This is a genomic window from Pedobacter sp. KBW01, from assembly GCF_003852395.1.
Classification (GTDB): Bacteria; Bacteroidota; Bacteroidia; order Sphingobacteriales; family Sphingobacteriaceae; genus Pedobacter.
The window spans coordinates 51,345-65,748 of record NZ_QAJQ01000026.1 but is presented as its reverse complement, the minus strand read 5'-3'; the positions used below and the strand labels follow the sequence as shown (position 1 = coordinate 65,748).

General features: G+C 39.7%; 7 protein-coding genes. All 7 read left to right on the top strand.

The window, feature by feature from the left end; translation table 11 throughout:
- Nucleotides 1–59: 59 nt before the first annotated feature.
- The 7 genes from DBR40_RS21785 to DBR40_RS21755 all read left to right on the top strand — a co-directional run bounded on the left by DBR40_RS21785 (nt 60) and on the right by DBR40_RS21755 (nt 14,378).
- Nucleotides 60–3,206: a hypothetical protein gene (locus DBR40_RS21785; protein WP_124561848.1), complete on the top strand. Its 3,147-nt coding sequence runs from the start codon at nt 60–62 to the stop codon at nt 3,204–3,206.
- Nucleotides 3,193–4,581, top strand: a complete 1,389-nt coding sequence (locus DBR40_RS21780; protein ID WP_124561847.1) for a RagB/SusD family nutrient uptake outer membrane protein — start codon at nt 3,193–3,195, stop codon at nt 4,579–4,581. Before DBR40_RS21785 ends, DBR40_RS21780 begins: the two co-directional genes overlap by 14 nt.
- 44 nt (nt 4,582–4,625) lie before the next feature.
- Nucleotides 4,626–7,814: a SusC/RagA family TonB-linked outer membrane protein gene (locus DBR40_RS21775; protein ID WP_124561846.1), complete on the top strand. Its 3,189-nt coding sequence runs from the start codon at nt 4,626–4,628 to the stop codon at nt 7,812–7,814.
- A gap of 4 nt (nt 7,815–7,818) precedes the next feature.
- Nucleotides 7,819–9,300: a RagB/SusD family nutrient uptake outer membrane protein gene (locus DBR40_RS21770; RefSeq protein ID WP_124561845.1), complete on the top strand. Its 1,482-nt coding sequence runs from the start codon at nt 7,819–7,821 to the stop codon at nt 9,298–9,300.
- A gap of 45 nt (nt 9,301–9,345) precedes the next feature.
- Nucleotides 9,346–10,107 carry a DUF4843 domain-containing protein gene (locus tag DBR40_RS21765; protein ID WP_158674106.1) on the top strand — a complete coding sequence of 254 codons (762 nt, stop codon included), beginning with the start codon at nt 9,346–9,348 and terminating at the stop codon, nt 10,105–10,107.
- Nucleotides 10,108–10,142: 35 nt separating this feature from the next.
- A complete protein-coding gene (locus DBR40_RS21760; RefSeq protein WP_158674105.1) occupies nt 10,143–11,798 on the top strand; it encodes a PKD-like family lipoprotein in 1,656 nt (551 codons plus the stop codon).
- A 69-nt stretch (nt 11,799–11,867) separates the two neighbouring features.
- On the top strand, nt 11,868–14,378 hold the full coding sequence (locus DBR40_RS21755; protein ID WP_124561842.1) for a zinc-dependent metalloprotease: 2,511 nt from the start codon (nt 11,868–11,870) through the stop codon (nt 14,376–14,378).
- Nucleotides 14,379–14,404 lie beyond the last annotated feature (26 nt).

Sequence of the window (14,404 nt, the reverse complement as noted above, 5' to 3'; positions counted from 1 at the left end):
CGTAATTTTGTTATTGTGATGGTTCTGCCAGATGAAAATTTAGCTATTTATTAAGTTCAATGAAAAAAATATACTGTTTTATCGGTTTAGCGTGCATTATTTGTTTGGGTTTTCAGACTAGCCATGCGTTGCAGCCAGGGGTACAGGAACTTTTTTCTAAAGTTGATACCGCCCGCCGCATACAAAAAATAAAGATAACGGTATTAGACCTGGCCAGTTCCAAACCATTGGATAGTGTTCAGGTAACCTTAGGAAAAGAGTCAAAATATACAGTAAAAGGTATTGTTGTTTTCGAGAACAATGAAGATTCTGTAATTGTACTTTCAAAACCAGGTTATCGTAGGATGGGAAAGAAAGTGTTAACACCCTCACTTGTTGTTCGGATGGTAAATACGGAAAGGGTAGAGGGCTACGCGGTAAGTTCAGCTCTTTTGAAAGCATCGAATGATGCCTTTTCACCTTCGGCCGTAGTGGTAACAGGCGAAGAACTGCGCAATATCAGTGTGCTTAGTTTAATTGACGGTTTAAAATTCTATCTACCATCATTATTGGTAAGCAAAAGCAACAATCAAGGCGATAATCCAAATTCAATTCCGGGTCTTTCATTGTCTGGCACTGGTAATTTCCCCTTTTGGGCAAATACTGCAGGTAATAATAAGGACAATACTTCTTCAGGGCTATTAACAACGCCATCCGTTTCGGATTATATTGCCTCAAATACGATTGCAAACAGTACACCGGTTATTTTGCTTGATGGTATTCAGGTATCGCTTCAAACCATTTTGGATATTGATGTTAACCGGGTAAAAAGCGTTACCATATTAAAAGATGCCTTGGCCATGGCCAGCTACGGAATGCGTGGTGCCACTGGCGTTATTGCCATTAAAACCAATAAGCCATCTGGTAAACTGGAAATATCATTTAGAGAACAAGCTCAAATTGCTTCGGCTAATATTTCTTCTTTTACGCCACTAACTGCAAAACAGAAATTAGAAGTAGAGAAAAACTCCGGCCTATTCAATGGAGCTTTAGCGCCGGTTTATCAAAATCGCTACAATCAGGCTTATGCTAATGATGTAAATACAGATTGGTTGTCAATACCCTTACGCAATGCACTTAGCACGAAGCACACGCTGGCCTTAAGTGCAGGTAATGATGATATGGCGTATGGGTTAACTGGCTCATACAATAATGTTAATGGCACAATAAAAGGCACTTTCAGGAAAAATCTTGATCTGGGTGCATACTTTGGGGGCCATTTTGGTGAATTCTCATTCAGTAACCAGTTTTCGTATCTCGGTACTGATGCGGCAAATTCTCCATACGGTACCTTTGATTTGTATGCTAAAATGAATCCGTACTGGCAGGTTAATGATCAGTATACAGGCAAGTTTCAGAAAATTGTAGAATATAATGCCCTGGGAAATGGTAACCTTACTTATGTAAATCCGGCATACAACTCAACACTCTCCACAACCGATGCCATGAAATATTCACGTTACAGTAACTTGACCAACCTGAACTGGCTATTGGGGCGCGGATTTCAATTGGATGGAATGATTGGCATTTCAAAACAATCTGATGAATTAAATCATTTTTTACCTCCAAATCATACCGCATTCGCCAGCATAACAGCAGAAAATTTGTTTACCAGGGGATTATATAACTATACTTCAAATTCATTCTTTGATGTTCAGGGTGGGCTGCGGTTACAGTATGAGCAAAATTTTGACAAGCATTATCTGTTTGCAAGCATAGGCCAGAATTTATCGCAAACCTCCAGCGAATCAGAGGCTGTTTCTGTGAGTGGTTTTGCCACAGATCGTTTGGTTGATATCGCACTGGGGAATTCGTATAATATTGCAAAACCTGTTAGCGGAAAAATTGTAACCCGCTATGTTTCTACTTTTGGAAATGTTGGCTACAGTTACAATGGCCGTTATCAGATCGATATTTCGGGTGCCATGGATTACTATTCGGGTTTAAATCAGGCGGCTAATTTTGGTGCAGTTGGAGTTTCGTGGTATATCAACAAAGAAAAGTTCCTTAAATCGGTAAGCTGGATTGATCTTTTAAAAATTAAGGGGAGTTTAGGGATTTCGGGGAACCAGAACTTCTTGTCTTATTTAAACAGAACAACCTACAATTACTATACGAATCAGCAATATATACCTACCGGCAGTAGTATGGGTACCATTGGTATTGGTTTAGGGGCTTATTTAACCGGAATGGCAAACAATCAGCTGCAATCGCCCGAGACTTTTAAACAAGACCTTGGTTTAGAAGCTTCCCTGTTGCATAACCAGCTTACATTTTCCCTTAATGTTTACAAGCAGATCAGCTACAGGATGATTCTTCCGGTAAGTTCGGTTGCTTCTACAGGGTATCAGAACTTTTCGTTTTACGATAACTACGGAGAGATAGAAAATAATGGATTCGAGTTATTGGCAAAAGCAACGGTATATAAATCTTTACACCATAATTTAAAGATAAACGTTATCGCCAATGCGCTGCGGACAACAAATAAAATTAATGCTGCAGGACCTTACTTAAATGATGTAAATAACTACAATGATTTTGCTGTTCCGCAAACTACTATCCAGCCCAAATATGTAGTTGGGCAGCCGGTATATGGCATTTGGGCTGTACCTTCTCTAGGTATTGATGCACAAAGCGGCCAAGAAATTTTCTTAAAGAAAGATGGTACATCAACCACTATCTGGGATGCTAAAGATAAAGTGTATGCCGGTAGTTTAGTGCCCACATGGGTAGGTGCCCTGGGTACCGAAATCAACTTTAAGCAGTTTTCATTTGGCGCATATTTCAACTATCAGTACGGGGCTAAGGCGTACAATCAAACCATGGCCGATATTGAAAATGCAACGGTTGATTATAATCTGGATGCCCGTTTATTTAATTCGGGACGCTGGAGCCCGGGTATGCCAAATGCAGCTTACAAAGGTTTGTTTGTTTCGCCAACCTACGCTACAACCCGATTGGTAGAAAATGAGAATAAACTGCAATGCTCTTCGCTTACCCTTGGATATATGTTGCCGAAAACATTTTCGCAGAGGATTAATGCCAAAAATATAGGGGTAAAGGTTATGGTTAACAATGCTTTTGAAATTGGCGGTGCCGATATGCAACGTGGCATTAATTATCCTTTTCAACGTAATTATACATTCATTTTAAATGCAAACTTTTAAAACAAGCGTAATGCAGATTTTGAAGATGAAAATATCAGCTATTATGGGCCTGTTAGTGCTGCTGAGCATTATGGGCTGCAAAAAATGGGTTGATGGTGCACCGCAACCTTTGCAAGTAGATGAAGGTAAAGTCTTTTCTACCGAGCAGGGATTCAGGGAAGCTTTAAATGCCGTTTATCTCCAAATGGGGTCGGCTACACTGTATGGCAAAGACCTGACTATGGGCGTGCTTTCTCTTGCCGGGAGAAGTTTCGATAGCGTTAATGTAAATAAAGCCGGACAATTATATTATCAGGCCGCTACTTTTAATTTTACTGACCCTGTAGTAAAGAATTATAGCACTGAAGTTTGGAACAAAATGTATCTGGCTATCGCTAACCTGGATAACCTATTGATTAATACCGAGGCTAAAAAGGATATTTTTACCGGAAATAACTATAATAAAGTAAAAGGAGAGGCCTTAGCGTTAAGGGCTTATTTACACTTTGACTTGCTGCGTTTATTTGCTTCGGCAGATCTTCAAGACCAGGGCATTCCTTATGTAACAACCATAAATCCTAACCCAACACCAGCTGGTACGGTTGAGCAGACCCTGAATGCTTGTCTTACTGATTTAAATGCAGCCGATGCCCTGTTAAGTTCTGATGATTTAACCACCTCGCAAATTACCAGGTGGGCTGTAAAAGGATTACTGGCACGTTTGTATTTATATAAAGGAGATAAAGTTGAAGCCGGTAAAAATGCTTTGGCGGTAATTAACAGTAATAAATTTGCTTTATCTTTTAATACAAATTCTGATTTGTTTTTTACAAAGGAAAGCCTGTTTAAGCTAAATATTTATGCTAATAATTATTATGCTAACTATAAGGCTGTTTTTGCCGCACCCTGTTTTATCGGTTTGTCTGCATCAAGTCAGACTGCACTATATGGCAGCACAAATATCGATTATCGCAAAAGTTTTATAGATGCAGCTACTGGTAGCGCTAGCGGGACTCCGCTTTTGCCTAAAAAGTTTACTGTTACTTCATCTAATATATTCCCAATGATTCGCTTAACAGAAATGTACTATGTTTTGGCTGAGTGCGCGAGTGATGTTACAACAGGCTTAGGTTATCTTAATCAAGTAAGGGCAGCCAGAAATTTAACTACCCCTTTAACTGCGGTTAATGTGCCCGATGCAGCTGCACTAGAAGCTGAAATTATGAATGAGTACCGAAAAGAATTTATAGGAGAAGGACAAATGTTTTTCTATTACAAACGTAAAAGGACGCCATTTACAGCATTGCCATTTTACCCTAAAACGCCGCCGGTAACCGGAGTAGCTTACCTGCCATTGGTGCCTGTTGCAAGTTACGTATTTGTAAAACCTGAATAGGAAGTGAATTAATAATAAAGGAAAATTAGTTGCGATTAATCCTGATGGACAACAATAAAAATAGATTAAATAAAGGCATTTACAACAAATCAATATTGTTATTGATGTTGAATTTTTTTTCGCTTGCACTTTTTGCGCAAAGTGTAAACGTAAGAGGGGTTGTTCAGGATGAAACCGGAGTACCCCTGGCTGGTGCGGTTGTGATGCAGGTAAGCAGTGCAAATAGTACAAGAACTGATAAGGACGGCCGCTTTGAACTAAAAAAAGTAACGCCTGGTGCAACAATCAGGGCAACATTTGTTGGCCGTTTATTACGTGAAATAACCTTAAAGGCCGGAGAAACAGATTTAAAATTTGTATTAAAGGTTGATGCGTTTAACCTTAAAGAAGTAACGGTTAATACCGGTTTATATAAACGGCCGGTAGGTAATTTTACCGGTTCAGCAAAAACATATACCGGCGAGGAACTGAAAATGGTTAATCCCAAAAATGTGATACAGGCATTAGGGGTGATTGACCCATCTGTAAGGATAGCACAGGATAATCAGTTTGGGAGTGATCCGAACAGATTACCCAATATTCAGATCAGGGGTGCCAATAATTTACCTTCTTTACAGCCTGGGGGTACCACAGGGGCAAATCCGGTTTCCAATGGCGATATCATGGCCAATTATCTGGCTAACCCCAACCAGCCGTTAATTATTTTAGATGGTTTTGAGACTACATTGCAAACACTATTTGATATGGATATCAACCTGATAGCCAATATCACGGTGTTAAAAGATGCGGCAGCAACTGTTGCTTATGGTTCAAAGGCCGCAAATGGTGTAATTGTAATCGAAACAAAAGTACCACTGGCCGGAAAACTGAAAGTGACCTACTCCGTTAATACAAGTGTAGAGCTGCCGGATCTATCATCTTATCATTTGATGAATGCAGAACAGCTGCTGGAGGCGCAAAGGTTAACCGGAATTTTTAGCGACCCCAATAATCAATACAATGATATTGCAAAAAAGCAATGGTACGATTACCGCTTAGCGAAGGTAAAAAGCGGGGTTGATACTTACTGGCTTTCTCAGCCCTTACAAATTGGTTTTGGCTTAAACCAAAGTCTTTCCCTGTCTGGTGGTTCAGGCCCGCTGCGGTATTCTTTTGGTTTAAACTATAATGCTTCTGACGGGGCTATGAAAGGCTCTGGAAGGAACCGTTATGGTTTAAGTTACAATGTTTCTTATGCTGTTAGCCGAATTAAATTAAGTAACAGCATTCTGGTAGGCTACACCAAAGGGAATAATACCTCGTGGGGATCTTTTAATGATTACGTAGATCAATTTCCGTATTTTAGAAATAACGATGAAAACGGAAACCCGATTAAAATTTTAGAGCCTGGTCAATCTGCTTTAGGATTTAATATTACTGCACCGGGTGGCGCATTTACCAATCCATCCTATAATTCTACCTTAAATGTTAAAGACTATAGTACAATTTTAAGTTTTACCAATAATACCAATTTGGATTGGTCGATTACAAATGATCTAAAAATAACAGGTAGCTTAGGCTGGAGTAGTAATTTACCGGGTGCTGAAACATTCTACCCGGCTGATCATACAAAATTTGTTTCAAGTTCATTAGCACTATTTCCTGATTTGGGCTATTACCAGCAGCTTAAAGGTAAAAATAGCGCAATTAGCGGACGGTTAAATGGCAGTTATCGCCTGGCTTTAGGTAAAAATACTATTTTGGCCAATTTGGGTACCTCTTTGCAAAAAACAAGTAGTAATTCCACTACTATTGAAGTATATGGCATTCCTAACGATTATCTGGGTGAACTGGGTCTTGCAAATGGTTTTGATTATCAAACCATAAAACCCAGAACGACTAATAATCTAACTAAAAATCTTTCTAATTATTTAAGCTTAAGTTATAATTACGATAACCGCTATACTTTAGAATTTACAGCTAACCAAAGCGGGTCTTCGCAATTCGGTTCGAATAGCCGGTTTGCTCCATTTTTTGCAGGTGGTTTGGCCTGGAATATTGCCAACGAAAAGTTTTTTAAACCTAACGATATTATCCAGGTGGCTAAACTGAGTGCCAGTATTGGTACTACAGGTAACCAAAACTTTTCTTCGGATATGGCACAACAAATCTATCAGTATAATTATGCAAACAATTACCGCTTAATGGTAGGTGCTTCAACGCTTAATTATGCTAATCCTGATTTGAAATGGCAGCAAACACTTAAAAGCAATATCGGATTAAATCTGGGATTTTTCAAAGGAAGGCTTAATGCCAGTATTGAGTTTTTCAGGGAAACGACTGACAACCTGATATTGCCGCTTGATCTTGCGCCCTCTACCGGTTTTTCAACTTATCAGAATAATTTAGGTGCCACTAAAAATGAAGGATTTGAAGTGGGGATTACCGCTCCTGTAATTAAAAATCCGGCAAGAAACATATTTTGGACGGTTAGCTTTAACGCCGGACATTATACCAATACCATTACCAGGTTATCGCCTGCTATTGTAGCCATAAATAATGCATTTAACAGTGCTACAGCTCCAAATGATGTTTTAAACTCAAGATACCAAACTACGCCGTTGCCACGTTTCGAAGTAGGGCAATCCATGTCGAGGATTTGGGCCGTACCCTCTTTGGGTATCGATCCGGCCACCGGTAAAGAAGTATTCGTTAAATTAGATGGAAGCCAAACCTTTATCTGGGATGCCAGGGATAAACGCCCGATTGCTGATGCTACTGCTAAAATTAAAGGAAGTGCCAGCTCCAGTCTTACTTACAAAAATTTTGTCCTGAACTTAAATGTTAGCTATCAGTTTGGTGGTTACATGTATAACCAAACCTTGGTTGATAAAGTTGAAAATGTTGATTTGTTGCATGGTAATGCGGATTTAAGGGTATTAACAGAACGCTGGAAACAACCCGGTGATCAGGTTGCATTTAAGGCTTTGGTAGCAGATGGTTCAACCGGACTGCAGCAAACAAATGCAACTTCGCGTTTTGTTCAGAAAGATAATTTTCTTGAACTGGCAAGTTTAACGGTTGGTTATAACTTTCCGACAAGCCTAAAATGGGTGAAGGCCGCTCATTTATCTGCACCTCGTATCATGATTACCCAAAACAATTTACTGCGTTTTGCAACAATTAAAACCGAAAGGGGAACGAGCTATCCTTTTTCCAGAAGTTTAAATTTTGGAATAACTACAAATTTCTAAGTGTATGTTTAAAAAGAATAAAATTACACCGAAAATCAATCAGGCAGCCACTGGCTTGTTATGTTGCTTTGTACTGTTGCTTACATTGAACGGATGTAAGAAATTTCTGGAAATGCCATTAAAAGATAAAGTCCCTCAACAAGCTTTGTTTAATGATGAACAAGGTTTCACCGACGCCCTGACAGGCGTTTATTTAGGGATGGATAAGCCGGCTTCTTTTGCTGGAAAAGGTTTATATACGCAAGATTTATCGGTAGGAATGCTTTCGGTATTGGTGAATAATTACACCAATGCCTCAACCTCGGCTTTAGGCGATAACCTTTACGCCAATACTTACCGGTATGATTATGCCCAGGTAGGGGTAAAAGCTGAAATGGCATTGATATGGGGCGGAATGTATAACAACATCGCTAATCTAAATAACCTGCTTGGTTATGTTGATGCAAAAAAAGAAGTTTTTTCAAGAGATCACTACAATAAGGTTAAAGGAGAGGCTTTAGCACTAAGGGGTTTATTCCACTTTGATCTGGCCCGTTTATTTGGTCAGTTACCTTTAACGGGTATGAATGAGAAGGCAATACCATACGTGAGTAATTTTACAGCTAAAGCAGCCCCTTTTTTAACGCTTAATGCAGTATTGGATTCTTGTATAGCAGATTTAAATCAGGCTAAAAATATACTGGCCCAGGCAGATACTTCAGCGTTACAGCAAGGCAATTTAGATTTATTTTCGGGCTATACCCAAAATCACATGAACTATTGGGCAACCAAAGCCTGTTTGGCCCGTATTTACCTATACAAGGGAGATTATGCAAATGCTATGGCCAATGCAAAAGAAGTTATTGGAAGTAATAAATTTCCGCTGTCTACCAGTAACGTAGCTTTGGCAACGGCCAGTACCAGAGACCGCCTTTTTTCAAAAGAACTGGTTTTTGCACTTTACAGTACCAACATCGGCTTAATTAACGAAGGGCTTTTTAATGTAGGCGGAACGACGGGAGTTTCACTTCAGCTTGCACCTGCTAATAAAACTGCACTTTACGGCACTACCGACTGGAGGTTATCGTGGTTCGATAATAATTCGGCAAAAGCCTTTAATGTTCCTTCTAAATTTTTCCAGAATGCGGGATTACCCTATCCCATGCAAAATATTATGCCTGTGATCAGGATTTCTGAAATGTACTATGTGGTTGCTGAATGTGCTAATGCAATGGGAGATCTTGCAACAGGATTATCGTACTTGAATTTAGCCAGGAGCGCAAGGGGCTTAACTACATTAACAACAGCCACTGTACCAGATGGAATAGCCTTATCTGCAGAGATTACCAGAGAATATAAAAGGGAATTTATCCAGGAAGGACAAACTTTCTTTTACTATAAAAGACTGAATAAAGATTTGAAAACAGAATCGGGAACAACAGTTCCTGTTCCTGCCAATGTATATGTATTTCCAATTCCGGATAAGGAATTAGAGTACAATAAATAGTAACCATTAAATTAAAGAATTGTTATGAAACTTATTTTGCTGTGTATGACAGCTTTTTTGTCCATCTCCTTTTTTAGCGGATGCAGCAAGGATCCTGCTTTGTTTGCAGAAGCCGATGCCATTTATTTTGGAACGGCCGACACAAGCATCTCTTACTCCTTTGCTAAATACCCTAAAAAGTTAAAAGATACCATTAACGTGCCTGTAAATGTATTGGGAAATTCTGCCGCGACAGATAGGTCGTTCAGTGTTGAAATATTGCCTTCTGCTAACAACGCAGCCATTGAAGGCACACATTTTAAGCTGTTAACAAATCTAATTATCCCTGCAAAATCGGTAATGGGTATGCTTCCGGTTGTAGTATATCGTACTGCTGATTTAGAAAACGGGAAACAGGTTAAAATAAACCTTAAACTAAAGAAAGATCAGAATTTCGCAGCAGAGGGGATTACCACTAAACAGAAAATAACAATTAACCTGGGGTATATGCAGAAACCAGATTCGTGGGGTGAGTTTACCGGAACGGTAACCGGTTTTTTTGCGGGCTATCAGACTAATTTCGGCACCTGGAGCCCCACAAAATACAAAGTGATTTTAGATGCCCTGTACGATCCGGCAACAGGAGTAACCATAACAGAGTTTCCCGGAAGCAGATTTTCTCCCCCTGTGGCCTATAACTTATATCTGGCAACGGTAAGAAATTATATCAAAACAAATTACCCGGGCAATTATGGCTTACCAGGCGCGGTATTAAACGATCCTGACAATGGGAATAAACCCATCCAGGTTGGACCGGCAAACTATTAATGAACTTTCATTTGACAAGTGAAGAAATAAAACAGATGAAAAAAATATTAGGTATTTTCTTAAGCTTAACTGCTGTCGCATCAATAATTATAGGCTGTTCTAAAGATCAGGGAAATTACGATTATATCGAAATCAATACTTTGAAGATTTCGGCTGACATGGCCAGCGCAGATCCAGCTATGTTTGTTACGCCAGATTCAATTATTCTACGTCAGAATGATAGTTTAAAGGTGAAACTAAAAATAGACGCTTCAATTGGTGCTCCGGGCAACCTTTCTTATCAGTGGTTAATTACACAATATTTACAGGCAAATGCGAATCCTTCAAAATATATGATTAGTGAGGCGGCGAGCTTAAAGACTAAGATTACCCTTCCTCCGAATTTATACAGATTGGTGGCCCGGGTAACCAATAACGATACAGGGGTTTCCTATTATAAAACATTTGTACTCAATGTATCTGGGGCAGAATGGGGAGGTGAAGGCTGGCTGGTATTGCAAGAGCAGCAAAATGGAGCCGATATTTCAGTAATTACCACCAGGGATGGCGGGGTAAAAGGGAAAGTCTTCAATAATGTGTATGCTACCATGAACGGGCACAAGCTGCCTGCCGGAACTTTTAAGGTAAACGTAGTTAATTATGCAACTGCAATTAATGCACAAAAGGTCTCGTTCCTTTATCCAAATGGAGGATTACAGGTTAGAAGTGTTGATTTTGCGGACTCCACAAGGATAGAAAACTGGTTTACTCCCGGTGCAATATCTTCGATGAATTTTCAGGCAAACGGTTCTGCGGGTGGCTCGGGAGCTGGATGGGAATATGTAATAGTAAATAACCAGATTGCTTACCGTCAGTTTCAAAGTGTGGCTCATTTGGCTAACCCCCCTTTGTTTTTTCCACCTTATGCTGGTCTTACTATTGCGCCATATGTAATTAATGCCAGTACAAGTGATCAAATATATACCCTTTATGATAGGGTGAATAAAGGGTTTGTGTTGTTTAATGCCTCTACATCTGCATTGGTAAATATACCCGCCTATGCTGCGGCCACAACAAATTTAAATCCTGTTACCGGGAGTGGATTTGATTTGAAAAACATGACCGATAATATGATTTATGCCGAGAATGCACAACCCATGACGGCATCGCTCGCCATATACTGGAATTGTTTCTTTAGAGATGACGCTGGTAACAACACCTACCTGGTGCAGTTTCCAAGAGGTATAGCTTATTCAAACAATTTTACAACCGGACGTTTCCAGTTAAAAGAAGCAAACTGTCCGGGTATTAATACTGCGACCATGTTTGCTAACCCGACCTTTTTATCGCAGCCAAAGGGAGTGTTTTATTATGTAAACAGCAATAAAATATACACTTGTACAGTGAATAATCTGGCCAGTTCTGCTGCAACGGTTGGTTTAACATTTCCAGGTGGCACAGTAATCAAAGCGATGAAGATTTTTAATTCGGGTTATACTGCGGCTAATATTGCCGCACTTAATGTACCCGAAGGTAAGGTGTTGGTAGTAGCAACCGATGAAACGGCCAGTGGTGGTGGAAACAAGGTTTATTTCTTTAACCTCAACGCTCAAACTGGCGCTATTTTAGGCTCAGTGTCATCTCCAGCCGATGTTTATACCGGCTTTGATAAAATTACCGATATCACCTTTAAAAAATCTCTCGGGAGATAAGTATATAGAACTTAATTAAACACACATATGGCCGTGAACAACGGCAGCCAATAAGATCAATTAATAAATATGATAAAATTAAAGTTTATACCTGTTTTTGCCCTCGTTTTATTTGCGGCAGAAAAAGGATTCGCACAAGATTCGACCTCGGTTACCAAACCTGTAGTTGTAGCTAAATTAAAGCCCTATAACCAGGTTATTACAGCTAAGTCTATATCAAAGCTGGGTTTGTTTACTGTTCACAAAGTTGATGAACGTTATTATTTTGAAATCCCTGATGAATTGTTGTCAAGGGAATTCCTGTTCACAACGCGTTTGAGTAAAGTTCCGACCGGAAGTCCCCGTTATAGTGGAGATCTGATGAATGGCATTATTGTTTCTTTCGAAAAAGCAGCTGGTGATAAACTATTTGTACGGGCTATAACCAATGTCGCACAAAGCGACCCGTCAAATGAACTGGCAAAAGCAGTTAAAAATGCTACCATTGATCCCATCATTATGGTATTAGATTTAAAAGCACGCAGTGTTGATGGTAAATCTTCTGTTGTGGAAATGACAGATTTCTTTTTAAAGGATAACCTGATTTCCGGTTTCCATCCTGCGGCTAAAAAACAAATGGGTACCGGTGCACCGGCAGCGGATAGGTCGGCAATTCTGGGAATGGAAGCTTATCCAAATAATATCGAGGTAAAATCGCTTAAAACCTATGCCTTAGGTGCAGCTCCAAGACCAGCAGCGGCTGATGGAGATTCTCCTGCCGACGCTTCGGCACCAGCGCCGTCGAGCGTTGGCGTTACCTTCGAAATTAGCAATTCAGTAATGGTATTGCCTAAAGAGGCCATGAAAATTCAGGCTTATGACCCAAGAGTTGGTTTCAAATCTGATTCTTACACTGTTTTTTCTGATGCACAACAGAAGGTGGAGGAAAGACGCTTTATCATTAAGAACAGACTGGAAGTAAAACCCGAAGATTTAAAACGTTATCAGGCAGGCGAACTGGTAGAACCTAAAGAACCATTGGTGTATTATATCGATCCAGCAACGCCAAAACAATACAGAAAATACATGATTGCTGGTATCAATAACTGGAACGAGGCATTTAAGGCCGCAGGTTTCAAGAATGCAATTATTGGCAAAGAGTGGCCGGTTAACGATAAATCAATGGATTTGGAAGATGGACGTTTCCGCGTTATTCGCTACATGCCAGCTATCAGCCCCTTTGTTGATAATAACCAGGTAACAGATCCACGTTCGGGAGAAATTATCCAAACTTATATCGGTTGGTCGCACTCGCAGGTTAAAACCCTTCACGACTGGTACATGATTCAAGCCGGGGCGGCAGATAAAGATGCACGAAACATGAAATTTAGCGAAGAACTAATGGGTGCATTAATACAGGCGGAAATCAGCAGAACTGTAGGCTTTACACTGGGTTTAACAGAAAACCTGGGCAGCAGTTATGCAATCCCTTTAGAAAAACTGAGAGATAAAAACTGGCTGGCAAATCACCCGTTTAATTATTCGATCATGGATTATAACCATTATAATTATGTGGCCCAACCTGCTGATCAAGTTTCGCGTAAAGGTTTAATTCCACAGATTAGCGATTATGATAAATGGGCTATTAAATGGGCTTATACCAACACCGGGGCTACCAGTTTCGAAGCAGATAAGAAAATCAGATTGGGCTGGATTAAAAACAATTTAAATGCAAATGCTAACCTGATTTTTGCAACCCAACCAGCAGGTATTAAACCTACGGATATTACCAATCCTACAGCGCAATGGGAAGATTTAAGTAATAATCCGGTAGCGGCAGCAGCATATGGTATAAAAAACCTGAAATACGTGATGGCTAATTTAATTCCATGGACGACTACTGGTGAGAATACCTATTTTACTACTTCAGATCTTTATTACACTCTTGTAAGCCAGTATTCATTTTTTATGCGTCATGCCTTTACTCAAATTGGTGGTGTTACAGAAAATATGAAAACTGTGGACCAGGTAGGAGATGTGTATGTTCCGGTATCGAAAGTAATTCAAAAACAGGCAGTTGCTTTTTTAAATAAAGAAGTTTTTAATACGCCTGAATGGATTTTAGAGCCGAGTGTACTAAATAAATTCAGAAAACCAGCAAAAAAAGAAGAGGTTACAAAAATGCAGGAAGATGCACTTTTTAAACTTATTGACCCTAACCGCCTTTTCCGTATGAACACCGCTACCATGCGTTTTGGAAAAGATAAAACTTATACGGTTGACGAGATGCTTACAGATCTGAGTAATGGCCTTTATGCCGAGTTTAAAAATCACCAGCCAGTAGACGGCAATAAGCGTTACCTGCAAAAATTTGCAGTAAATTATTTGCTTAAATATCTGGCAGAAGGCGAATTAGTTCCTGATCCAACAAAAGAGGGCCTTATTGCCGGAACAGATATTCCTTTAGCCATGCGTAAAAACTTAAAGGCAATTGAGGCACAATGTAAAGCTGCGATTCCAGCTTACACTGATCCGGTAATGTTAGCGCATCTTAAATACCTTTCGGATAAAATCAATAATGCCCTAAATCCGAAAAATTAAAAGACTGTATATTAAGATAATAAGTA

What these genes read in the sequence shown, in the direction of transcription:
- DBR40_RS21785 (WP_124561848.1), top strand. Translation starts at nt 60, where the DNA reads ATGAAAAAAATATACTGTTTTATCGGTTTAGCGTGCATTATTTGTTTG.
- DBR40_RS21780 (WP_124561847.1), top strand. Translation starts at nt 3,193, where the DNA reads ATGCAAACTTTTAAAACAAGCGTAATGCAGATTTTGAAGATGAAAATA.
- DBR40_RS21775 (WP_124561846.1), top strand. Translation starts at nt 4,626, where the DNA reads ATGGACAACAATAAAAATAGATTAAATAAAGGCATTTACAACAAATCA.
- DBR40_RS21770 (WP_124561845.1), top strand. Translation starts at nt 7,819, where the DNA reads ATGTTTAAAAAGAATAAAATTACACCGAAAATCAATCAGGCAGCCACT.
- DBR40_RS21765 (WP_158674106.1), top strand. Translation starts at nt 9,346, where the DNA reads ATGACAGCTTTTTTGTCCATCTCCTTTTTTAGCGGATGCAGCAAGGAT.
- DBR40_RS21760 (WP_158674105.1), top strand. Translation starts at nt 10,143, where the DNA reads ATGAAAAAAATATTAGGTATTTTCTTAAGCTTAACTGCTGTCGCATCA.
- DBR40_RS21755 (WP_124561842.1), top strand. Translation starts at nt 11,868, where the DNA reads ATGATAAAATTAAAGTTTATACCTGTTTTTGCCCTCGTTTTATTTGCG.